Consider the following 22,599-nt stretch of genomic DNA (forward strand, 5'->3'; position numbering starts at 1 on the left):
GTGCAGGAAATGTCCCTCCGGCGCTCCTTCGTCGCTTATTTCCTCCGGGAATTTCCCGCTCCTTGCCCTGGCGGGTAGACAGGGCTCCGTCGGCCGCCGAGCAAGCAAGCTTGCCAGCAACCAAAAACAATCCGGGGGAGAGGGAAGCTGGCCGGTCACCTAAGCCGCCCCACACACCCCACGTCTCTGCAAAGGCAAAAACCATGAACGCAACACCCACGCTTGAAATGTTCGATCCGGCAACCCTGACCGTTGACATTAACGTCCGAAAGGACGCTGCCCTGACCGCCGATTTCGTCGCCAGCATCAAAGAGCACGGCGTGATGGAACCGGTCATCGCCCACCGCAAGGACGACGGAACCGTGCACGTGCTGATGGGACAGCGCCGCACCCGCGCCGCCGTCGAAGCCGGACGGCCCCTGATCCCGGTGATGATCATCGAGTCTCCCGAGGAAGCCGAGCGCATCGTCACGCAGGTGGTGGAGAACATCCAGCGCGCCGAACTGACCGAAGCCGACGAGGCCGACGCCTACCACCAGCTGTCCCTGATCGGTGTCTCGGCGGCCGCGATCGCCAAGAAGACCGGACGGACCAAGACCAACGTCGAGTCCGCCCTCAAAGCCAAGTCCACCGAGACCGGAGCCGCCGCCCTGGGCAAGGGCTACACCATCGAAGCAGCCCTGATTCTCGCCGAGTTTGAGTCAGACGAGGAAGCGACGGCCGAAATCGAGTCAGTCATCATGGACGAACCCGACATGCTCCTGCACGTCACCCAGCAGCTGCGCGACAAGCGCGACCGCGCCGCCGCGCTGGCTGCCTTCACCGCAGAGCTGGAAGCAGCAGGAACGATTATTGTTCCCGAATGCGGGTACGGGGAGGACAGCGAAACCCTCCGCGTCACGTCCCTGAAAAGGGCAGATGGGGAACCGGCCACCGATGAGGACGGCAACGCCGTCTACATCGAGACGGGCTATCGTGGCGAGCACTCCGCCGTCGCTGTCGTCACCGGTTGGAAAGACCTGGGCTTCACTCTCCGCTACTACAGCGGCTACGGCACATCGGCCCCGAAAGGCCCGATGACCGACGAGCAGAAGGCCGAGCGGACGACCCTGATAGAGAACAACAAGTTGATGCAGTCGGCAACTGTTGTCAGGCGTGAATGGGTCAAGAACCTGCTGGCCAAGAAGCAGGCCCCCAAGGGCTGGCAGTACTTCACCCTCCACGCGATCACCCACCACCCCGAAACCGCCAGCGGCTACGAGGGCAAGGTCGCAGCTGAGATGGTCGGAGCCAAGATCGAGGAATCCAACCAGTGGGCGTGGAACCCGCTCCGGGACCACGTCGCCAAAACGACCGCCCGCCCGGAGTTCGGACTTATCGCCCTGATCTGCGCAGGGTATGAAAAGACCATCCAAAAAGACTCGTGGCGCTCACCGTCCCAAACCCACCGGGACTACCTGAACCAACTGGTGGTTTGGGGCTACACCGCATCGGAAACTGAGCAGATCATCATCGACAGCGGCAAACCGGTCGAGGACGAACCAGCGGCATAAAGACCCCTTGCCGGGCGGCCCCCCACCGCCCGGCAAGGCCCCAGCCAATCACCACAGGGTGGGACGGAACCTTCCAGAAGTCGGGCGGTCCGCCGCCCAGGGCGAACCACAGCAACCACTCACCAGGCGGCGGACCGCCGCTTTCCGCCACACCCAGAACCCAGGACAAAAGCCGCGCTGCAGCAATGGAGCTGCACAGCCCGCGGCCCACCATTCAGCTAGACTGACCATAGATTTCTTTGCAGAGAAACCCGAAAGGAGCCGGCACACGCCGGCTCCTTTCCGGGTTAACGGGGCACCGTTCCCATGGTCCACACCATGCACCGCCGGCGCGAGGCTCGCTGTGGTTTGAGTTCCTTCAGCCGGGACGACACCCACCCACTCCCACATTCCACCCACGACCTGCACGTCACCGAACCTCCCTGGAGCCTTCCAAGGCACAGGGGGGCTGCCGCTGGAGGAACCGGCGGGGATGACCACAGTTGCCGGCGGCGTCACCAACCTTTCCTCGGTGGTGACCGGAGCTGTGCAGAGGACTTCTGACATCTGTGCAGTCAGCTTCTGAAATGGACCGAAATTCCCTTGCAATGGATTACACCTATTGCGCGGGTAATTCTTGGAAGCAAAAACCCCGGAAATAAGCGGTAAAACCCCTGTTCTTTCAGTTGAATGAATGCTAGAATTGAGGTAGCAAGTCAGCCAGACGAACGAAACTTATTTGATACGAAACCAGGTGCTGAAAATGACTGCTTCGCCCACCGCTTACACGGTCTACACCAAGCCCGACTGCCCCAACTGCGAGAAGACGAAGGACTACTTCGACTCCAAGGGCATCACCTACACGGCCGTGGACATCACCGAAGTGCTGGCAGCGCTGGAGTACATCACCGCCGAATTGGGCTACTCTCAGGCGCCCGTTGTGCAGAACAATTTTGATGACCAGGACCACTGGTCGGGTCTGCGCCGCGACAAGCTCGTCCAGGCGGCCATGAGCCACAAGGCTGCGTGAGGACCGTGGAGAGAATGCGCCCGGTCGTGGGGTTCAACCTCCACCCGCGGATCCCGTTGGAGGTGGACCTGTTCAGGCAGGTCAACCCCAGCGGCAAGATTCCCTTCGAGGCTGTAGACCCCTACCGCGTGGAACCCGCGATCGTGGAACCGCTCAGCGAGGACCTGTACGAGGGCTATGCCATCCCGGGCCAAGCAGGGGATGACCGGTTCTTTGAGGCCATCAGCCGCCGCCAGCTCGGGGAGGGCGGGCTCTGGGACGAACACACCGCGAACCAGTACCAACCTAACGACCTCACCCACGACGAACCGGGCGGGACCGACCCCGCAGACCAACCCGCAACAGAGACTGAGAACATCACCAGCACGCGAGGAAAAGGAACCATCATGGCCGGCGAAACCACCATTACCGTCATTGGAAACCTGACATCAGATGCAGAGCTGAGATTCACGCCCAGTGGATCTGCCGTCGCGAATTTCACCATCGCTTCCACGCCCAGGACGTTCGACCGTCAGTCTAACGAGTGGAAGGACGGGGAGACGCTTTTCCTCCGGGCCAGTGTGTGGCGGGAAGCAGCTGAGAACGTTGCCGAGTCCCTGGCCAAGGGCATGCGCGTGATCGTGACAGGCCGGCTGAAGTCCCGTTCCTACGAAACCAAGGAGGGCGAGAAGCGCACCGTGATCGAGCTGGAGGTGGACGAGGTCGGTCCCTCACTCCGCTACGCGAATGCCAAGGTCATCCGAACCCAGCGCGGCAACCAAGGCACGCAGGGGAACGGCGTCCAGGGCAACGGTAACACCCGGCAGCAGACCGGGCCGCAGGACGATCCCTGGGCCGTTCCAGCCAACAGCAACACAGCCGGCGGATGGGGCAACGGACCCGACTCCGAACCCCCGTTCTAAAGCAGTACAACTGTCGGGGTCAGCCGATACGCTGGCCCCGACAGGCATCGCTCTCAACTTCCACGATGGGACCCAGAATGGCCGAAAATCTGCCCACTTTCGAAGACATGCGCTCCAGGGCGTTCGCACTTCTGGGCGACGTCGAAGACGAACTCCGCTCGGACTGGCGTCCCGGAGCTGGCCCCAACAATGAGCAGGCCGACGCCCTGCGGGACGCGCGCCGCGCCATCCGCGATGCAAAGGCCGCCCTCGACCGGGCCGCCAGGGCCGGCTACTAACCCAAGACCACAAACAAAGGACACAAAGATGACGCATGCAGATGACCTCCGCGCTTGGGCGCGAGGCACGTACACCACCGAGGCAGCCACGGAAATGTTGCTGAAGGCTTTTGGTGGCCGCTTCGCAGCGATCGGCAACCCCTGGGTTCACGCCGCCAGCACCAGCGATGAGGGCTACCAGGAACACGCGTGGATCGACTTTGCGTCCATCCCGGAGGAGGCCGGCGCACTCTCGGGCGGGGAGCGCCGTTTCCTGATGTTGGCCGCCTCCTTGGCTGAGGATGTGCCGGTGGTCCTGGGCGACGTAGTGCCGGGCCTGGACCGGGAGAACCTGGACCTTGTCCTGGCAGCGATCGCACACGCCGGCGGCAGCCACCAGCACGCCGATATCCGCTTCCACGAGGACGGAACGGTAACCAGGGGCAAGGGCTTACTGGACAGTCTCCACCCCTGGCCGCAGGCGCTGCGCGCCGTCTAAGCCAAGGCCTGCTGATGGTGAAACCCAAGAAGGTGCCGGCGTTCACGCCGTACTACACCGAGGATCAGGCCGGGCAGGTGCGGGCCGCGTTCAAGGCCGCCGGTCTGCAGGAGGGGGACGCCAGTGTCTCTGACCTCATTGTCCGGGCGACCATGCGCGAGGTGAAGCGGATGCAACGCAAGTACAACGGCGGCAAGCCCTGGCCTCCGGTGCCGGCGGGCGAGCTGCGGCGCGGGCAGCGGACGATGGATGAGATGCGGCAGCGGGACGAAGGAAAGTAGCTATGGCTCTGTGGACTGAAGAAGTGGACAAGGCGGGGACCGGGGCGTCTCTGCCGTTCCCGAAGATGCTGACGATTGACGAGGTCCAGGAGATCCTGAACCTGGGTAAACCGATGGTCTACGGGCTGTTGCGAAGTGGCGAGTTAAGGGGCGCGCAGTTCGGTCCGAGGGGCATTTGGCGCATTCGCTTGGATGACCTGACCGCGTACATCGATGCCGCCTACGAGAAGACAGCCGAACGTATCGCAGCCGGGCAACTGCCCGCAGGTGAAGCCGAGGAAGAGCAGTAGTGAGCCGGGGCCATAGGGGGCAGTCGTGGCCGGTTCCAGGCCTTTCGTGCGGGCGATGGACGGTTCCCTGGTTAACCGGACCATGACCGACCATGGGCTTGCCCTCTTTAGAGTCCACCCCACCCGTTAGGAGCGGACATGTTCATCATCGTTTTCCTCGCAGCGTTCGCAGCTGTGGCACTAACCGGTTGGATCATTTACGCGCTGACCCATCCCATCCTGGCCGGGCGGGGCGCACTGATCTTCCTCTCGAAGGCCGCGGGGTTCATCGCCCTGCTGACAGCCCTGGCAGCGTGGATTGGACAGAGCCTGCTTCACGCCGTGGTGCCGGCCCTGTTCATGATCGTATTCTTCGCGGCCGCGAACAAGCTCGAATCGCGCTGGCGTCGCTGGTGAACACACCGTGACCGGCTCCCCGGAGGACCGCTTCTGGTCCGAAGTCATCAAAGGCCCCCGCCCGGATGACTGTTGGTTGTGGACCGGCGCTGTCTCCGATGACGGCTACGGAAGGTACTGGATCCGCAACGAGGCCGGCGGCCAGCAAGCCGTCCGCCCACAACGTTACGCGCACACGCTTCTCACGGGTGAGGAACTGGACCCCGGGGTAGTCCTCATGCACTCATGCGACATTCCCTTGTGCGTCCGCTCCACCGGCGGGACCGACAGCCACACCTACCCAGGAACCCAGGCCGCGAACCTTCTGGACCGGGCCCAAAAGAGACGCCACGCCAACGCCCATACCTGGCGATGGCGTGGCGTCGGCCGCGCTAATTTCGCCGCTCAGTCACGCGAGCTCCGCGACGCGCTCAAAGCGCACGGCTGGGACGAGTCAGTGATCAGACCCCTCATGTCCGGCATCGACCCGGACGCCCCCACTCTCTTCTGACCCGGCAGCGGCCGTCTTCTTCTTCTTCGCTGCCGCAACATCGACGCTCCGCACGTAGGACACACTCACATCCAGCAGCTCCGCGACGCCCTGGCGGGTTTCCCCGGTGGCAAGCATCTTCTCAATCGTGGCCTTCGCTTCCTCAGCGGCCGCGGCCGCTTCCTGCTTCGCTTTAGCGATCAGCTCAGCGGCTTGACGCTCTGCTTCCTCAACGATGGCATCCGCCAGAAGATTTGAAGCGTGAAAGTCGGTGGCCAGAGACTGGAGCTCCGCTTCACGCTCGCGCCGCTTTGCTGCCAGCTCTTCGGTCTTCCTGCGTGCCTGAACCATCATCGAATTGCGTGTCTTACCAGCCATCACGGCCCCCCTTGGGTGTGCTGTCGAATCGAACGTGCCTCATCACCATTGTGCCAGAGCCTACCTGCCTCGAACCTAACGGTTAGAGGCCCCACCCGGGCCGTGCTTGCGGGTGCGACCATGACCGGGCGGGCAGCCTAACTCCAATTCCGCTTCAAGGCAGGAACGGCACCCCGTATGTGCCCAGTTAGGTTGCGTTCTAATCCAGCCTGTGGAGAACCGCGACAGCGCCTGCCCACAATCAAAGCTCTGCTTTTCATGATGGACAGCCGCATTCAAAGAATGGACAGCCCTCTGAGCTTTTCGAAAGCCGCTGCGCTCGTACCTCACCCAGCAGAAAAACTCAGAAATCGGTCACACCTCTTGCATTTCGAATAAACGAGGCCGATTCCGTTAGAATCGGGTGATGATGTCGCTGCACGTTCTCAGTGCTGGCACCGGTTACCTGTACTACACACAGGAGACCGCCAGCGGGGATCAGCTGCGCTCCAATGACCGCCAGCTGGGCGACTACTACACCGTAGAAGGCCTGCCGCCCGGGCAGTGGATCGGCAACGGCGCGGCCGCCCTGGGCATGGCCGGGAACGTCACCGAAGAGCAAATGGCCAACCTTTTCGGGCAGGGCCGGCACCCTGACTACGAACGCATCCTTGCCGAGAAGCGCGCCTCCGGACTCAGCGAAAAGGAGGCCACGAAGGCCGCCGATAAGGAAGCAAAACTCGGCCGGAAGTTCTACGAGTACAGCCCCAAAGACAATGCCCTCTCACAGGCCATCAGCGTCCGCGAGAGCGACTTTGAACGCCTCAAGCAGCGCAAGCCCACGCCCGACGAACGGCACCGCATACGGGCCACCGCAGGCGCTCTCATGTTCCGCGAATCCCACGGGCGCAACCCGGTCTCCAAGGAAGAACTCGGCCGGTACATCACCGCCCAGCTCCGCCCGCAGCAGGAAGCCGTGGCCGGATATGACCTGACGTTCACGCCCGTCAAAAGCGTCTCCGTCCTCTGGGCCCTGGGCGACGCCGACACCAGGACCCTTGTCGAATCCGCCCAGCAGGCCGCCCTCACCGACTCCCTGAACTACCTCGAACAGCACGCCCTGGCGACCCGTTCAGGGACCAACGGAATAGCCCAAACCTCCGTCAGCGGCGGCCTGATCGCCACGAGTTTCCGCCACCATGACTCGCGTTTGGGAGACCCGAACCTGCACCACCACGTGGTGGTTTCGAACAAGGTCCAGGACGACGCCGGGAAATGGAAGACCATCGACGGTAAGCTCCTGCACCGCTCCGCGGTCGCCGTCTCCGAGCACTACAACACCCGCTTGCAGGCCCACCTTGAAGCTGCCGGCGTGGAGTTCGAAACCCGTACCGTCAACGGATCCAAGCAGCCCGTCATGGAAGTTTCCTCGGTGCCCAGGGAACTGACCGCCCTGTTCTCCAAGCGCAGCGAAGGCATCCGCACCTCCCTTGCTGAACTGCGCAAAGCGTACGAAGAACAGCACGGACACGCCCCTGACTCTGCCGCCCTGATCAAGCTCGCGCAGGCCGCGACCCTGCAAACCCGACCCGACAAGGAAGCCCCGAAGACACTTCAGGAACAGGGCAAAGCATGGCGTGAGGAAGCGCGTACCCTCTACAGCGACGCCGAACTCGACGCCCTCACCAGTGCCCGGACCCTCGCACCACGGGAAGCAGCTACCGGTATAGACGTCCACGCCGCAGCCCGATCCATCGTCGCTGCCGTCTCCGATAAGCGCTCCACCTGGACCGCGCAAAACGTCATGGCAGAAGCCCACCGGTGGGCCAAGGAATACGCGAGCGTCCACGGCCCGGTACCGGCCGGGACCATCGAAGACGTGGTGTCCGCGTCCCTGGGCACCGCGTCCGTGCGCATCACCCCTGACCAGGTCCACGGCCGGTTTGAAGCGCTCACCCGTAACGCCGGCACCGCGGACTTCAACCACCGCACCGACACCCTTTACACCTCCACCAAAATCCTCGAAGACGAAAACCGGCTGCTGCGCGCCGGGACCCGCGACGTGATTCCGGCTGCATCCAACCAAGACTTCACCGCCGCCGTGGAGGCCTACAACGCCGCTGTGGCCGCCGGGGAAAAGGCGCACCCCCTCGATGCCGGACAGATCGAACTCGCCCGCGCATTCGCCACCAGCTCCAAGCTCCTGGCCGTGGGAATCGGTGCAGCCGGCACCGGCAAGTCGACGGCCATGGCCTTGGTCCGTTCTGCCGTGACGCATGCTGGTGGCGGGGTTATCGGGCTCGCGCCCTCAGCGGTTGCAGCAGCGAACCTGGGCGAACAGCTCGGCATCCTGGCGGCCACCACGGACAAATTCCTGCACATCAACCACGGCTCCGACCCGGCGAACCCGCCGGCGAATCCAGGACCGTTCACGGTCACCCCCGGCACCCTCGTGATCGTTGATGAAGCGGGGATGCAGGGCACTGGGAAGCTGGCAGATATTGTCCGGGAAGTCGAAGCCCACGGCGGCCTCGTCCGGTTGCTGGGCGATGACCGGCAGCTCTCGGCCGTGCAGGCCGGCGGGGCGCTGCGGCTGCTGATCAATGAGATCGGCGCGACCGAACTCGAAACGATCCACCGCTTCACTACACCTGAAGAAGCCGAAGCGTCCCTGGCTCTGCGCACGCCAACGGAGAACGAAGCAGACCCGTTCGCTTGGTACAAAGACAACGGTCGCGTCCAGGCCGGTGCCGCTGACGTTGTTGAAGGACTGGCCTTTGGGCTGTGGCAGGAACGCCTGAACGCCGGGGACCAGGCGGTGATGATGGCCCCGACCAACGAGAGCGCACAACGGCTCTCCGAACGCGCCCAGGCCTACCGGGTTGAAACCGGTGAAGTCGCCCGCGCCGGGGTGTCCGTGCCGCTGCGGGACGGGTCCACCGCGTGGATGGGTGACACCATTGTGACCCGTCAGAACGACTCAGCCCTGAAAACCAAACGCGGCCGCGACGTGGTGAAGAACGGGGACCTGTGGACCGTCGATGAAGCCCACCAGGACGGCTCCCTGTCCGTGACCCACCTTGGCCACGGCGGAACTGTGCAGCTGCCCGCCGCGTACGTCACCGAGCATGTTCACCTTGGCTATGCCCTGACCACGCACCGCGCCCAGGGCATGACCAAAGACGCCGGTATCCCTATCCTTGACGCTGCCACTTCCCGCGAAAACGCCTACGTCGCCGCGACCCGTGGCCGGGATGAAAACGTCCTGTTCGTTGTCCTGGACGAAGGCCAGGACCGGGACAGCGTCCTGTCCACCATCGCGGCAAACCACAGCCACGAAACCTCCGCGCACGAAGGGCTCAGCACCGAATACGAACGCATCAACAACCCCCTGACCCTCGCGGACCAGTACCGCTACGTCACCGAAGAAGCGAACAGGATCCGGATGGCCGCCCTCGCCCGGGAAGTCCTGGGAGAAGGTGCGGAAACGTTCGTGGCCACCGAGTCCTGGGGTGCCGTGGCTACCAACCTGGCTAAGGCCGAACACGACGGCTGGGATCCCGCCCAGCTGCTGACCCGTGCCGCAACTGAACGTGACTTCGACGGCGCTGAGGATAAGTCCGCTGTGCTGTCCTGGCGGATCGAATCGATCGTGGAGAAGGCCCCCGAAGTCCTCGCCGCCGCCGGCGCCCGGCCCCTGGCGAACCTCACCGATGAACAGCTTGCCGCCCTGAAAAAGGACGTTGCAGCCATCGGGGAAGACCGCGCAGCCTCCTACACTGCGGCGTCAGCCGTCCACGGCCCGCACCCGGCGGACCACTGGACCAACCGCCGCCACGGTGGCCTGAGCGACGCCGAGCTCGAACGCCGGATCTTCACTTCACGTTTCACGGCCCGGGAAACCGAATCAATCAACAATCCTGCCCTGGCGCGCAGGAACCAGTACCGCCTCCGCGCCCTGGTTGAAGAGCAGAAGATCCGCGCCGAACAGGCCCGCACCGGAAAGAACAGCACCGAAGCTGCCGAACGCGGCTCCCGGAGCCAGTACGCCGCCGCGCCTAATGTGGCGACGGAGCATAACCGGTCCATGAACCACCAGGTCATCGCAGCCCGCGTCAGGGCAGAAGAACGCCTCCGAGCCATCACCCCCGGCACGCCCGTCCGGGCAGAGAAGATTGACCGGCTGCCTGACTGGCTCGCCCCGGCCCATACGGTCGCCAGCGAATACCTGCCCCAGGAGTGGCGGGAAGAACTCATGGCCCGACGGGAAGTTCTCACCGCACGCCTGGACGAACGCGGCCACATGCTTGCTGCCGAGCCGCCCGTGTGGGCGCAGCAGCTCGGCCCCGTCCCCGCGGACCCCGCCGCTGCACAGCAGTGGCGGGATACCGCCGCCGAACTTGAACTCTTCCGCGCCCGCTACAACGTCCCCGACACAGAGCAGGTCCCCGTGCCCGAAAACCTCCGCACCAATGACATTGGCCAAGACCTCCACGACCGCGCCGTGACCGTCTCCAAACGTGCCCGGGCACTCAAGGACCACGCCACCGAAGCGGAAAAGCTCACAGCAGCAGCCGAGGCCCTGGACCGCGCCAAGGGAACTCACGCCCCCGCCGCACCGGCCCAGGACGCTACGGACAAGGACCGCGCCCTGAACGCACAGGAACCCACTGCCGTCACGCCGGCCCAAAAGGACAAACCACGCCTGCGGACCAAGCTCGAACGCATGATCGCAGAGCAGCAGGCAAAGAACACACCGGCCCGGAAACCGACAGAACAGGCAACGGAAACCGAAGCGCAGCGGCAAGCCCGCCTAGCCAGTGAACGCGCCGTGAGGGAACAGCAGCGGTCAGCGGACGAGATCCGCGGACCTGGGATTGGCCTATAACCCATCAGGATTGTCCCCGGCTGTAGGCAGCGGAACCAATGATCCAAAAAATCATTGGACAGTTGGAGCCGCCGGCGTGAGGGCGCAATCGTAATTGAAGTAGGAGACGATGCGGTGAACTACCCTCTGAAGTGGCGCAAGGATCTGCGCACGGGCGTCCGCACCGCGTGGTTTGCCGACGGAGACAAAGGGCGTTACCAAATCCTCCGTGTCGCTGAAGGCTCTTGGGTCCTCCACCTGCCCGACGGCGGGAAGGTGGCTAGCAGTAAATTGCGGTTAGCAAAGCACTTAGCATCCGCTCACGATGCGTTCGGACTAACGCTGTGAGTTACGACGTGTCAGGTTGAAGCCTCAGACCGTCACCATCTGGTGTCCGTAAGTCCGTTGCGAAATCTTATCCTGACGGTTTCAGGCGCACCGCCTGACGTCAGATTGGGGTGTACGGCAACCTGATAGTGGTTGAAGTGCTATCCATTCGAGCTTCGAGACGGGTACTGCTAGGTCCACTGCTTCAAGTGAGGTGTGGCCGCTCCGGAAGCCCTCCGAGCTACCCCAGCACCTCCAACTCCTGAAGCTTTCCAAGCGCCACACCCGCCATGAATTGTGCCTGATCAACGAGGATACTGTCGTCAAACACTGCCCTGGGCGAATGCATGGGAGCCCACTCCATGGGGTCGATATCTGGAGACCCAGCTCCGAGGTGCCCGTACGCTCCGGGGACCTCCACGAGGACCCGGGAGAAATCGTCAGAGCCGGTCCTGGGGGACGGGCTGGGCACGAACCGGTGCTCTCCGAAGAATGTCCGTGCTGTCCTGCCCCAGAGTTCGGCGTCACTGTCGTGATTGACGGTGGCCGGCATAACTGGAGTGAACGTTGCGTCGGCTGTCAGTTGATGAGCGGACGCCAGTTGCCGGATAAGATCCGGCAACTCCTGTGCGAGCCGTGCTTCGACACCGGGGCTGAAAGATCTGACGCTGGCCCTGAATTCCGCCGAATCAGGTATGACATTAGAGGCGGAACCACCATGGAACTGGCCCACGGAAAGAACCACGGGATCAAAAACGTTGAATCGCCGGGTGATGTACGTCTGTAGCGCTCCAAGCATTTCAGCAGCTACCTGTATGGGATCCAGAGCCTGGAAGGGGCGGGAACCGTGCCCACCACGCCCGATAACCTTGACGGACAGATCTCCGAAGGCTGCCATGTAGGAGCCGGCCCGGGTCGTGAACACGCCTGACGGCATGTCTGAAACGACATGCAGGGCGTAGGCAGCATCCGGTCGCCTGCCGGCTGCATTAAGAACGCCTTCCTCCAGCATGATGCGGGCCCCGTCATGTCCTTCCTCCCCCGGTTGGAACATGAAGATGACGTCGCCGGTCAGGCTGTGACGTACGGACGAGAGCAAACGGGCGGCACCAATCAGGCCCGCTGTATGCAGGTCATGACCGCAGGCATGCATTGCGCCATTGGTCGATGCAAAGGGTATACCCGTTTTTTCTGCCACAGGAAGGGCGTCCATGTCCCCTCTAAGCAGTACAGTAGGACGGCTCCCAACGGGGGACTGGGTGGCCCCGCCCCGGAGTACCGCAACCACGGACGAGGCCGCTTTTCCCAGGCTTATTTCGAGGTCGAGTCCCTTGAGTGCCTCAAGGACCCGGGCCTGGCTGCGGGGCAGATACAGGCCGACTTCAGGATCGGCGTGCATTTCCCTACGGAAATCGACCAGGTCGCTTCCAAAGGCCGGGATCGCCGCCGTGGCGCCCTCAAGGAAACTCAGCGGTGAAAACCGCACCGTATCTGTCGTTGAAGTATCTGTCATTGAAGGGTTTCTCGTCTCATGTTGCCAGGCCCTGGCCTGCTGCTTGCCCGAGAGGACGCGGAGCCCCCGCCTTAGCCAGGCGTCACGTTCCCGGAATGTCTGTCGCAGGCCTCGCAGGGCCTCGCTTACGCTTTGGGGTCGGATACGGCGCCTAGAGCGGGAAATCCGTCCTGTCCACGCCAACCACGCGGTCGCCGGTAAAGAAGCGAACGCCGTACTGGGGACCGTGGCCTCCCATACCGCTGGTACCCCAGAAACTCTGCCGCGAATTGCCGGCCAGGTCGCTCATGAACGTGCCGTTGATGCGGACCTCCCCGGCACGAATACGGGATGCCACGTCGATGGCCCGTGTTTCGTCACCGCCGAATACGTAGGCATCAAGACCGGTTGCCGGTCCGTTTGCATGGCCAAGCGCCTCTTCAACGGAATGCACGGGATGTACCGTGACCAGTGGCCCGAAGAGTTCTTCCGCGGCGGCGCCGGCCGGACATCCGACGATCATCCCCGGTGCCAGGAACCAGCCGTCAAGATCCGGTAGATCGCCGCCAGTGACCAGCGTTCCCCCCAGTTCGACGAGTCGATTCACTGCGGCTACCAAACCATCACGCTGCCGCTCAAACGCCAGGGGACCCACTTCCGTTGTCTCATCCAAGGCATTTCCGACCCGAAGCTTACTGAGTTCGAACTTCATAGCTTCAACGAAACGGTCGTGAACCGACCCGTCAACCAGTACCTTGCCGGGCGCCTCGCACCACTGGCCATTGAGACGGGTCATGCCCTGCACAATGGACTGTGCCGCTGAGCTGACATCGGCATCATCCAGAATGATCACGGGATTGTTGGATCCGAGCTCCATCTGCATGACAGCCAGATTGGACGCCGCAGCCTTCGCGACCGTGCGGCCTGCCGAATCGCCCCCTGTAAACGAAAGAGCCTCGATGCGGGGATCCGAAGTCAGCAGTGATCCTGTCTCCGAATTCCCATGAACCAGTTGAAACGCGGCGCTCGGGTAATCGAGTTCGGTCATGGCAGCGGCGATCGATTCGGCGAAGAGCTGGCAACCTCCGGGGGCGTTCTCGGAGGGTTTGAGGATGACCGGGCAACCAGCCGCCATTGCTGCCGCCACCTTGCCTACCACGGTAAAGGTTGGAGCATTCCAGGGGCCAACGATGAGGGCCGGGCCGAGGGGCTTGCGCAGGATGACCACAGGCCGGTCACCGCCGTCAAGGGTCTCCGACTCGCCAAGCTGCTCCGCTTCAGCGATAGTTCCCCGGACTCTGTCCCCGAGGGCACCGGCAATCAGGCGAGTGGTCCGGATAGGGACTCCCGTGTTGATGCTGTCCTGCAGCGCGATTTCTTCGCTCTGGGCATCGAGAGATGCGGCCACCTTCGTCAGGAGCTCAAGACGGTCCCGGAGTTTGATGTCTTCAAGTTTCCCGGACTCGTGCAGAGCCGCCGCTGCGGCGAGTGCGCACTCGACTTCAGCCTTTCCGGTCTTTCGCATCGGCTGCCGCGGTTCGCCCGTATTTGGGTTGGTAAGGTAGCGGCCGTTTTCGTCGAGCTGCAGCCATGCGCCATCGACAAAGGAGCGTTGCTCGACAAGGTCGGGGGTGTTAGCGGTCAGTTGTGCTAGTCCTTCAGCAGTCATTCAAGGTGCTCCTCTGATTTTCGTTGTTGTCTTTGTCGTCCAGGACCAGCGACGGCAGGGGCTGGGCATTGACGTTTGACCGTTTATGTTCGGGAGGATTTGCAGCGCCACAGTTCGCAGCTTTCGTTCCGGCGCTGGCCGTGGCGCAAAATCAGATCGTGATCGGCCTGACAGTCAGCTGCCAAACGGTCTTCAAAGTTGTCCGGATCACAGTTGCCTGTCGGTCATGTTCAGCACAACTCGGATCGTCGACGCTTCCGCCATCGCTTCGAATCCCTCGTTGATACGTTCGAAGGGCAGTTCCTTGGTGACCATTGCATCGAGATCCAGTCGGTTGTTCAGGTAGTGGTCCGTGAACATGTGGACGTCGCTGAGGAACCTGTTCGCGCCCATGTAGGCGCCTTGCAGGTGTCGGTCGCCGTAGACGAGCGCATCTGCGGGGATACGCAGTTCGGACCCTGCGGGCATGAGACCGAGGATGGTGGCTGTTCCGTTCGGGCTCAGGAGCGAAAAGGCGAGTTCCGCTGTCTGGCTGCGGCCCACCGCCTCGATTGCATGGCTGACACCTTGGGGAAGAAGTGATCGGACCTGAATGAGTGTTTCTGTCGGGTCGGATGATGAGACAACAGTGTCCGTGGCACCGAAGTTACGGGCGAGCTCCAGCTTCGCCGGCACAGCGTCAATGGCAATGATTCGTCGTGCCCCAGCCAACCTGGCACCTTGAATGGCCGCTATTCCGACACCGCCGCAACCGATCACGGCAACCGTATCCTCTGGTCCGACCTTTGCGCCGTGAATAACCGCGCCGACTCCTGTACTAATGCAGCAACCGAGAAGACACGCCACCTGGGGAGGCAGATCCGAGCCGACCACTGCAACGGATGCCTCCCTCACGAGGAAGGCCTCTGCAAATGCGCCGATACCGCCGAGCGACTCCACGCCTAATCCATCAGGTGAGAGCAGCCTGGGTCGAGGCCGCTCACGCATCGAGTCGACCCGGTCGCACTGGGTCGGGCGCCCGCTTATGCAGTTGCGGCATGCCCCACAGGAGGGGGTGACCGTTGCCACGACCCTTTCACCAGTCTTAATTCTTGTGACTGCAGAACCGACGCGCTCGACAATGCCTGCGACTTCATGCCCGAGGACCACCGGCAGGGAGATATCCAGCGACCCCTTCAGATAGTGCAGATCACTATGGCAAAGGCCCACTCGCTCAGTCCGGATGAGAACCTCAGTGTCCTCCGGATCATCCAGCAGCAGTTCGCGGATCCGAAGAGGGGCTCCGGGCTTTTCCAGCACGGCGGCAAGAATCGGTGTAGTCACTTGGCTTCCTTGATGGTTGAGGAGCTGGCAGATGGGTCGCTTCGACCATCTTCAGCCCTGGTCGAGTTTCAAAAGTGTGTGGACGGAACAGCCTTTACAACCACTATGTGCAAGCTGACCAGCGCGGACGTTAGAACAGCCGGGATCAGTGTCAGCTTCCGGTTCCAACTCGGGATCCATGCCGGTTCTCACCTACAGCGGCCCAGCGCTCAACGTGGCGTTCCAGGGTGCGGAGGGCTTTTTCCAGCTTCGCCAGCAATACCCGTGTCTCCTCTTCGGTGATCACCAAGGGCGGGGACAGGATCACGGCGTTGTTCAGCGGGGCGATCCCGGCCGGGTAGACAAGAAGCCCTTGGTCCAGGCATTCATCGACGAATAGGCCAGCCGCTCCCAGTGCAGGATCGGGTGCCTGCTTGCTTTCCTGGTCCATAACGAACTCGAAGCCCCAGAGCAGGCCCCGCCCACGGACATCGGCCATGCAGCGGTACCTCGTTGCCAGGGAGAGCAGACCCTCTTCAAGCTGCTTCCCCCGTTGCCGGACGTTCGCTAGGATATCCTCGCGTTCCATAAAGTCCAGGACCGCCAGGCAGGTCGCTGCCCCCAGGGGGTTCCCCGAGAAGGTGTGCCCGAACGGAGCGACGCCGCTGCCCTCTCTGAGCGCCTCAACGATGTGGCTCCGCAGCAGGACGCCAGCAACAGGGGAGTATCCGGCACTCATTCCTTTGCCGATAAGAAGAAGGTCCGGCACGACGTCCTCGTAGGAACTCGCGAACCAGTCGCCCGTGCGCCCCATTCCCGTGATGACCTCATCGATGATCAGCAGCACGTCCAGCCGATCACAAATGTCGCGAAGGCCGGCGAAGTAGCCGGCCGGCGGCGTCAGGACCCCGCCGGCGGCTCCGACGATTGGTTCGACGATGACTGCCGCGACTGTGCCGGGGTCCTCGTTCTGAATGGCGTCTTCGAAGGCTTTCGCAGCGCGCGCAGCGTACACTTCCTCGCTCTCGCCTGGCAGGGCGAAGCGGTAGGCGTAGGCCGGCGGGGCGAAGGAGAACGCATGGAGCAAGGATCCGTAGTCGGGGCGGCGCGCTGCGTGCCCGGACATCGACAGGGCGCCCATTGTCATGCCGTGATAGCTGATGGTCCTGCCAAGGATTTTGACTTTGCCTGGGAGCCCCCTTTCGCGCCAGTAGCTCACTGCGGCGCGGATGGCGAATTCGGATGCTTCGGACCCGCTATTGACAAAAAACGCCATATCGAGGTCCCCGGGAGCAATGTCAGTGAGCCGGCGGGCCAGTTCTTCAGCGGGCAGGCTGGTGAACTGGGTTCTATACGTGAAAGCCACACGGCGGCACTGTTCTTTCACCGCCTCCGCAATCTCGTCCACGCCATGGCCAATGCTGGCGGTCATGGCGCCGCTTGAACCATCCAGGTACTGGCGCCCCTCGGTGTCATACAGGAAGACGCCTTCGCCGTAGGCCACTGTCGGGTACTTCTTGTCGATGATTTGTTTCAACAACGCGCTGTCGGAAATGGGAAGCTCCTAAATATCAGCAGCTGCTCTCGCAGCTTTTAAAGCCAGTCGGTAGTGAATCCCCTGGCAGGTTCTTGTCGTCTACGGCGCTAGTGGCCGGCCGTGCTTTTGCGCGGCCGGCCACCGTTACCGTCGTTCCAAGAAGGCTTGTGCGACGGCGGCTACGGAGATGAGTCTTTTTTCTTAGCTCGCTGCGGAACTTTCTTCGCTGCTGGAACCTGCCGGGATCAGTGCGGCATACGTCGCCGGCCGCTTGGATCGCATAACCAGCGCGGTGGTCACGCCGCCCAGGAAGAGTACAGCCATGAGCGTCAACAGTATTCCCGCCGCCAGGTCACCGCCGACGAGAAGCCCGAAGTTCTGAAGAACCAGAAAGACAATTCCCCCGAGTCCGAGAAGGGCAATCCCGGGGGCCAGCAACGTGCCCCAGACCTTCTTGTTGTGGGGATTCCTCCGGAAGAACACGATCACCGCGAGTGATGTGAGAGCCATCAGCACAACGATGCCCAATGTCGCCGAACCGGCGAACCAGGTGTAGGCCTGCGTTACCGGGTCGAGCCCGATGATCGCCTCGACACCAAGCAGTGCTATCGCTACTACCGAGACGATCAAGGCTGCCCTGGACGGAGCGTGGTGACGTGGGTGGATTGCACCAAGTCCAGTCGGAAGCACACCTTGCGTACCAAGGGTAAAGAGGTACCGGGTCAGTACGTTCTGGAAAGTGAGGATGCAGGCGAAAAGGCTGGTGATGAGGAAAACCTGGAGCAGGGTGGCAAGGAGCGGGGACACGTACTGTCCCGCGAGCCCTACCACAATGCTCGTGGGATCATTCGTCGCGATTTCGACGATCTGGCTGCTTCCGACTCCCGCCTGCAGTGCCCAGGCAGTGAACGTGTAGAAGATGCCGACGCCGATAACGGCGATATAGGTTGCCCGCGGGATAGTGCGATCAGGGTCACGTGCTTCGTTCCGGAAGACGGCGGTGGCCTCAAAACCAATGAACGAGAAGAAGGCAAACATGACACCAAGGGGAACGACGCCTTCGCTAAGCCGCTGAGGCGAAAGTGAATCGGCGCTGAGTCCTTCGGCGCCGCCATGGGCGATCACACCAATATTGACGGCCAGCAGAACCGCCGTTTCGATGATCAGAACAACTCCAAGCACCTTGGCGGAAAGTTCGACGTCCCGATAGGCGAGGAGCCCACAAATGACCATGAGAGTGATGCTGCAAACCCACCAGGGGACCTCCGGGCCACCCAGGTCCTGAATGGTGGTCTGCGTTGCCGATCCAAGGTATGAACACAGCGCAAGAAACAGCAGCAAGTATGTTCCGAGCGCAAAAGTGGCAGCCCCCATGCCAACACCCCGGCCCAGCCCCGTTTGGATGTAGGAATAGAACGCCCCAGCATTTTTCACAAAGGGCGTCATCCTCGTAAAACCAACGGCAAACAGAAACAGAATAGCGGTCGCGATAAGGAAGAACAGCGGACCGCCCGTGCTTCCCGATGCAGAAACGACAACAGGCCAACCAGCCACGACAGCTGTCATGGGCGCAGCTCCCGCCACAACCATGAACACAATCGACCGGACTCCCAGGCCCCTGCTGAGCAAGCGGTCCGGGCTCAATATTCCGTTGGGTCCCGCATCCACCGGCTCAAATTTAACATCTTTAGTTGCCATTCGTCCCTCCTGGACGTAGAAGCTGAGTGTCATCGCGATGCCTTCGACACGGCGGAATTGAGCGGCATCGCGGAACCCACAATCGGGCCGGCCCCCTTGCCGAACATCACTGTGAGTTGGATTACAGCGTAGGAGTTGCCCCAGAGTTTGCGATGTTGAGCCTGCACATACATCCGTCCTGCGCATGGTCCTGATGCACAGCAATGGGCAGGCAAAAAAATGGACGCAGTCCTATGAACGAGGAGTTTATGGAATGTGCACCGCGCACATACAGCTACTTATCGTGGTGCTCCCAGCACTCGCTGGCCGCAGTTTCCTCAGGCATTGTCGGAACTAACGGAGCTTCCCAGAGTCCATACGAGACTAGGAAATTTTCGACAAACCCACTTCTCCTGAAGGAGCACCCGATTATGAACAGCGTTATTTCGGTCTACAACCCCGCTACAGAAGAACAGATAGGCGAGGTGCCCGCCTACGACCTGCCGGACGTAAATGCAGCGGTCGAACGCGCAGGGGCCGCCCAGCGCGCCTGGGTCCGCAAGCCACTGGCTGAACGCCGTGATGCCCTCTGGGCTATTGCCGATGCTGTCATCGCCCACAGCGACGAACTGGCCCTTCTCGAATCCACCGACGTTGGTAAGCCATTGGCGGCGGCCCGACAGGAAGTTCTTGGTGTCGCCGAGTGCTTCAAGTACTACGCCGGAACGGTGGACAAGATCCTCGGGGACACCATTCCGGTCGATGGCGGCGTCAGCATGACTTTCCGCGAGCCGCTGGGTGTTGTGGCCGTAATTGCCCCGTGGAACTTCCCTCTGCCTATCGCATCCTGGAGTATCGCCCCGGCTCTGGCCAGCGGTAATTCGGTAATTGTGAAACCCGCGGCCCTTACCCCCCTGTCAACTGTCCGATTTGGTGAGATCGTGAAGGAACTGGGCGTCGTCGGGGACGCGCTTCAGGTCCTCACTGGTTCGGGCGCCCGGATCGGCAATGCCCTCGCTGAACACCCGGATGTTAACAAAATAAGTTTTACTGGCTCCACCGAGGTCGGCCGGTCCATCGTCCAGGCGGCTTCAACGACGATGAAAAGGGTTTCTCTTGAGCTCGGCGGGAAGTCCGCCAGTATCGTCTACAACGACGTTGACCTCGCCAAGTGTCTGCAGGCAGCCCCAATGTCGGTCTTCGACAACACGGGCCAGGACTGCTGTGCACGCAGCCGCTTTCTCGTGCAGCGGGGAATCTTCGACGAGTTCGTCGAGGGATTCATCGAAACTACGCGTGCACTGAAAATCGGTAACCCGCTGGACGACAAGACCAACCTGGGACCTCTGGTCTCGGCTGCCCACCGCGACACCGTTTCCAGCTTCCTCGAAAACGGTCTCAACGTCGTCACCGCCGGTGAAGCACCGGATGGCCCCGGCTTCTGGATGGCACCCAGAATCGTCATCGCCCCGGACCCCAAGAGCCGGGTGGCAACCGATGAAATTTTCGGCCCCATCGCCTCGGTGATTCCCTTCGACACCGAAGAGGAAGCCATCGCGCTGGCCAACAGCTCAATTTACGGCCTGAGCGGCTCCATCTGGACCAACGATGTCGGGCAGGCCCTGCGGACGGCGCGGGCACTTGAGTCCGGGACTCTGTCGGTCAACTCAAACTCATCCATTCGAATCCAGACACCTTATGGCGGCTTCAAACAGTCAGGCATTGGCCGCGGACTGGGCCAGGCTGCCATCGAGGCATACACCGAACTCAAGACCGTTTTTGTGAGGACAGAACCGTGACAACTGACACAGGGGAGCTGGTTCGGACCAACCACGGCACCTCATCCGAAGTATCCAGTGAGACAGACACCGCCGTGCAGACCCTCAGCGTCCTCTACGGCAGCCAGACCGGGAACGCTGAGTTTCTTGCGTCCAAAATCGTGGACAAGGCAAACGGCCAGGGTTACTCAGCCGAGCTTATGAGCCTGGACATGCTGACCCCGCAAGATGCGGCACGCAAGGACCGCCTGTTGATCGTTACCGCCACACACGACAACGGCCACATGCCGGACAATGCGCAACCGTTTTGGGACCAGCTTCAAAGCGCCGGTTCAGACCTCTTCAAGGACGTTCCCTTCGCAGTCCTTGCCATTGGCGACTCCATGTACGAAGACTTCTGCAAAGCCGGCAGCGATCTTGACGAGCGCCTTGGCGAACTCGGCGGCAAGAGGATCCTTGACCGCCTCGACTGCGATGTCGACTATGACCTGACGTCAGGCAAGTGGATCAGGGGCATGCTTGAGACCTTCAAGACAGTTGTTCCCAAGAAGCGGGACAAGAGCCCGCAAGACTCCACTGTTCCAGGAGCAAACCTCGGGGAGCAGCCCAAGGGCACACGCCGGGAACCTGACACTGCCACCGTCGTCGAGGCCCGACTCCTAAGCGCTCCAGAGTCCGAAAAAGAGGTCTGGCACTATGAGCTTGAGGTTAGCGGCGACAGCCGCAACTACCGGCCAGGTGACTCACTTGCCGTAATCCCCACCAACTCCATCGAACTCGTGGAAGACCTCCTCGGATTCCTTGGCCTCGCTGGCAGCGAGGTGTTCGGTGAGGACGGCAAGAATGTACGCGAGACGCTTCAAAACGACTATGAGCTTCGGCTGCCCCATCTGGGCATCGTGGCCTGGCTCGTCGAAGAACTCGCACCGGATCATCCCGTGCGGAACCTGGTCGAGTCCGGTGACCGCAATGCGCTGGAGGACTGGCTGTGGGGACGGGACATGCTGGACGTGCTGCAGGAAACCCGGTCAACAGATGTCGATCCCGGCGAGTTCCTCTCAATGCTGAGGCCCCTGCAGCACCGGTCGTACTCCATTGCATCCAGTCCCCTCGCTGACGGCGACCGCGTCCACTTGACGGTCTCCACTGTGCAATACGAGACCGCCGGCCGCCGGCACTCGGGTGCATGCAGCGGATTCCTCCAGTCCGCCGCGCAGGCCAAGATAACCATAAAAGTCTTCCCGCTGCCGGCGCACGAGTTCCACCTACCCCACGACAACTCAGCTGACGTGATCATGGTCGGTCCAGGCGTCGGAGTTGCCCCGTTCCGTGGCTTCCTCCGTGACCGTGAAGTCTCACAAGCCCGGGGACGAAACTGGCTGTTCTTCGGGGACCGCCATGAAAAGCCTTCCTGGCTTTATCAGGCGGAAATGGAAGAACTGCAAAGCAAGGGTGTGCTGAACCGCCTCAGCCTGGCTTTTTCCCGGGATCAACAGGGCAAGGTCTATGTCCAGGACCGGATCCGCGAAGAAGGAGGCGACATCTTTGCCTGGCTATCGGGTGGAGCCTCGGTCTATGTGTGCGGCGGCAAACAAATAGCACCTGACATCGACGAAGCCCTGCTGGCGGTGCTCAGCAGCCACGGCGCGATGACCCCCGAAGAGGCGCACGATTACCTGCAGTCCATGAAGAGCGAAGGACGTTACGTCAAGGACGTCTACTAGGCCCCGCCTGACCCTGCCCAGCACCCGGGCTTTCGTGTCCTGGGTACTGGGCAGAACACGGAAAAGTCTTGGCCTGCGTACCGCACAGGAATGTGACCTGGCTTACCGAGTGCATGTAGCCGGCAATCATGATGTGCACCTTGCACATACGCCTATAGGACGCCGCTCTTAGTGTTTTTAGTAACCAATATCAATGAGGATAAGAGGTACACA

The 22,599-nt window shown here is 62.0% G+C and carries 18 protein-coding genes; 12 read left to right on the forward strand and 6 right to left on the reverse strand.

The annotated features are described in order from the left end of the window. Positions 1–203: 203 nt before the first annotated feature. From ACWRN3_RS19960 to ACWRN3_RS20000, 9 genes are all read left to right on the forward strand, one after another. A complete protein-coding gene (locus ACWRN3_RS19960) occupies positions 204–1,553 on the forward strand; it encodes a ParB/RepB/Spo0J family partition protein (RefSeq protein ID WP_166843127.1) in 1,350 nt (449 codons plus the stop codon). 742 nt (positions 1,554–2,295) lie between these two features. Further along, positions 2,296–2,562 (forward strand): glutaredoxin family protein, encoded by a 267-nt coding sequence (locus ACWRN3_RS19965; protein ID WP_166843126.1) that lies wholly within the window; start codon positions 2,296–2,298, stop codon positions 2,560–2,562. A gap of 5 nt (positions 2,563–2,567) precedes the next feature. Further along, a complete protein-coding gene (locus ACWRN3_RS19970) occupies positions 2,568–3,464 on the forward strand; it encodes a single-stranded DNA-binding protein (RefSeq protein ID WP_420716283.1) in 897 nt (298 codons plus the stop codon). A 77-nt stretch (positions 3,465–3,541) separates the two neighbouring features. Then, complete coding sequence (locus ACWRN3_RS19975; RefSeq protein WP_166843124.1) at positions 3,542–3,742, forward strand: hypothetical protein; 201 nt, start codon at positions 3,542–3,544, stop codon at positions 3,740–3,742. A 28-nt stretch (positions 3,743–3,770) separates the two neighbouring features. Continuing rightward, positions 3,771–4,220, forward strand: a complete 450-nt coding sequence (locus ACWRN3_RS19980; protein WP_166843123.1) for a P-loop NTPase family protein — start codon at positions 3,771–3,773, stop codon at positions 4,218–4,220. Positions 4,221–4,234: 14 nt separating this feature from the next. Continuing rightward, positions 4,235–4,501 carry a ParB family protein gene (locus ACWRN3_RS19985; RefSeq protein ID WP_166843122.1) on the forward strand — a complete coding sequence of 89 codons (267 nt, stop codon included), beginning with the start codon at positions 4,235–4,237 and terminating at the stop codon, positions 4,499–4,501. A 2-nt stretch (positions 4,502–4,503) separates the two neighbouring features. Then, positions 4,504–4,791 (forward strand): helix-turn-helix domain-containing protein, encoded by a 288-nt coding sequence (locus ACWRN3_RS19990; RefSeq protein ID WP_166843121.1) that lies wholly within the window; start codon positions 4,504–4,506, stop codon positions 4,789–4,791. A 138-nt stretch (positions 4,792–4,929) separates the two neighbouring features. After that, on the forward strand, positions 4,930–5,187 hold the full coding sequence (locus ACWRN3_RS19995) for a chemotaxis protein (RefSeq protein ID WP_166843120.1): 258 nt from the start codon (positions 4,930–4,932) through the stop codon (positions 5,185–5,187). Positions 5,188–5,194: 7 nt separating this feature from the next. Beyond that, positions 5,195–5,677, forward strand: a complete 483-nt coding sequence (locus ACWRN3_RS20000; RefSeq protein WP_166843119.1) for a hypothetical protein — start codon at positions 5,195–5,197, stop codon at positions 5,675–5,677. On the opposite strand, the gene ACWRN3_RS20005 is transcribed toward ACWRN3_RS20000, so the two are convergent. Further along, on the reverse strand, positions 5,621–6,034 hold the full coding sequence (locus ACWRN3_RS20005; protein ID WP_166843118.1) for a hypothetical protein: 414 nt from the start codon (positions 6,032–6,034) through the stop codon (positions 5,621–5,623). The genes ACWRN3_RS20000 and ACWRN3_RS20005 overlap by 57 nt on opposite strands. Before the next feature lie 406 nt (positions 6,035–6,440). Here ACWRN3_RS20005 and mobF point away from each other — a divergent pair, with 406 nt between their 5' ends. Continuing rightward, positions 6,441–10,901 (forward strand): MobF family relaxase, encoded by a 4,461-nt coding sequence (gene mobF / locus ACWRN3_RS20010; RefSeq protein ID WP_243753420.1) that lies wholly within the window; start codon positions 6,441–6,443, stop codon positions 10,899–10,901. A gap of 547 nt (positions 10,902–11,448) precedes the next feature. Here the strand turns inward: mobF and ACWRN3_RS20015 are convergent. The 5 genes from ACWRN3_RS20015 to ACWRN3_RS20035 form a co-directional block, all read right to left on the reverse strand. After that, positions 11,449–12,720 (reverse strand): M20 metallopeptidase family protein, encoded by a 1,272-nt coding sequence (locus tag ACWRN3_RS20015; protein ID WP_159636078.1) that lies wholly within the window; start codon positions 12,718–12,720, stop codon positions 11,449–11,451. 151 nt (positions 12,721–12,871) lie between these two features. Then, on the reverse strand, positions 12,872–14,368 hold the full coding sequence (locus ACWRN3_RS20020; protein WP_324645376.1) for an aldehyde dehydrogenase family protein: 1,497 nt from the start codon (positions 14,366–14,368) through the stop codon (positions 12,872–12,874). A 207-nt stretch (positions 14,369–14,575) separates the two neighbouring features. Next, entirely contained in the window at positions 14,576–15,691 is a 1,116-nt protein-coding gene (locus tag ACWRN3_RS20025) for a Zn-dependent alcohol dehydrogenase (protein WP_324645375.1), read from the reverse strand. Positions 15,692–15,842: 151 nt separating this feature from the next. Continuing rightward, the gene (locus ACWRN3_RS20030; RefSeq protein ID WP_324645374.1) at positions 15,843–17,207 is read right to left on the reverse strand and encodes an aminotransferase family protein; all 1,365 of its coding nucleotides are present in this window, start codon (positions 17,205–17,207) and stop codon (positions 15,843–15,845) included. 201 nt (positions 17,208–17,408) lie between these two features. Further along, complete coding sequence (locus ACWRN3_RS20035) at positions 17,409–18,905, reverse strand: APC family permease (protein ID WP_324645373.1); 1,497 nt, start codon at positions 18,903–18,905, stop codon at positions 17,409–17,411. Positions 18,906–19,315: 410 nt separating this feature from the next. Between ACWRN3_RS20035 and ACWRN3_RS20040 the strand changes: the two genes are divergently transcribed. Both ACWRN3_RS20040 and ACWRN3_RS20045 read left to right on the forward strand, forming a co-directional pair. Beyond that, positions 19,316–20,683: an aldehyde dehydrogenase family protein gene (locus tag ACWRN3_RS20040; RefSeq protein WP_324645372.1), complete on the forward strand. Its 1,368-nt coding sequence runs from the start codon at positions 19,316–19,318 to the stop codon at positions 20,681–20,683. After that, on the forward strand, positions 20,680–22,386 hold the full coding sequence (locus ACWRN3_RS20045; RefSeq protein ID WP_324645371.1) for a diflavin oxidoreductase: 1,707 nt from the start codon (positions 20,680–20,682) through the stop codon (positions 22,384–22,386). The genes ACWRN3_RS20040 and ACWRN3_RS20045 overlap by 4 nt, the downstream gene beginning before the upstream one ends. The last annotated feature ends 213 nt before the right edge of the window (positions 22,387–22,599 follow it).

It is taken from the genome of Pseudarthrobacter sp. rb (assembly GCF_056389225.1).

Excerpts from the sequence above, each read along its gene's own strand:
- ACWRN3_RS19960 (WP_166843127.1), top strand. The coding sequence starts at position 204 with ATGAACGCAACACCCACGCTTGAAATGTTCGATCCGGCAACCCTGACC.
- ACWRN3_RS19965 (WP_166843126.1), top strand. The coding sequence starts at position 2,296 with ATGACTGCTTCGCCCACCGCTTACACGGTCTACACCAAGCCCGACTGC.
- ACWRN3_RS19975 (WP_166843124.1), top strand. The coding sequence starts at position 3,542 with ATGGCCGAAAATCTGCCCACTTTCGAAGACATGCGCTCCAGGGCGTTC.
- ACWRN3_RS19980 (WP_166843123.1), top strand. The coding sequence starts at position 3,771 with ATGACGCATGCAGATGACCTCCGCGCTTGGGCGCGAGGCACGTACACC.
- ACWRN3_RS19985 (WP_166843122.1), top strand. The coding sequence starts at position 4,235 with ATGGTGAAACCCAAGAAGGTGCCGGCGTTCACGCCGTACTACACCGAG.
- ACWRN3_RS19990 (WP_166843121.1), top strand. The coding sequence starts at position 4,504 with ATGGCTCTGTGGACTGAAGAAGTGGACAAGGCGGGGACCGGGGCGTCT.
- ACWRN3_RS19995 (WP_166843120.1), top strand. The coding sequence starts at position 4,930 with ATGTTCATCATCGTTTTCCTCGCAGCGTTCGCAGCTGTGGCACTAACC.
- ACWRN3_RS20005 (WP_166843118.1), bottom strand. The coding sequence starts at position 6,034 with ATGGCTGGTAAGACACGCAATTCGATGATGGTTCAGGCACGCAGGAAG.
- mobF (WP_243753420.1), top strand. The coding sequence starts at position 6,441 with ATGATGTCGCTGCACGTTCTCAGTGCTGGCACCGGTTACCTGTACTAC.
- ACWRN3_RS20015 (WP_159636078.1), bottom strand. The coding sequence starts at position 12,720 with ATGACAGATACTTCAACGACAGATACGGTGCGGTTTTCACCGCTGAGT.
- ACWRN3_RS20020 (WP_324645376.1), bottom strand. The coding sequence starts at position 14,368 with ATGACTGCTGAAGGACTAGCACAACTGACCGCTAACACCCCCGACCTT.
- ACWRN3_RS20035 (WP_324645373.1), bottom strand. The coding sequence starts at position 18,905 with ATGGCAACTAAAGATGTTAAATTTGAGCCGGTGGATGCGGGACCCAAC.
- ACWRN3_RS20040 (WP_324645372.1), top strand. The coding sequence starts at position 19,316 with ATGAACAGCGTTATTTCGGTCTACAACCCCGCTACAGAAGAACAGATA.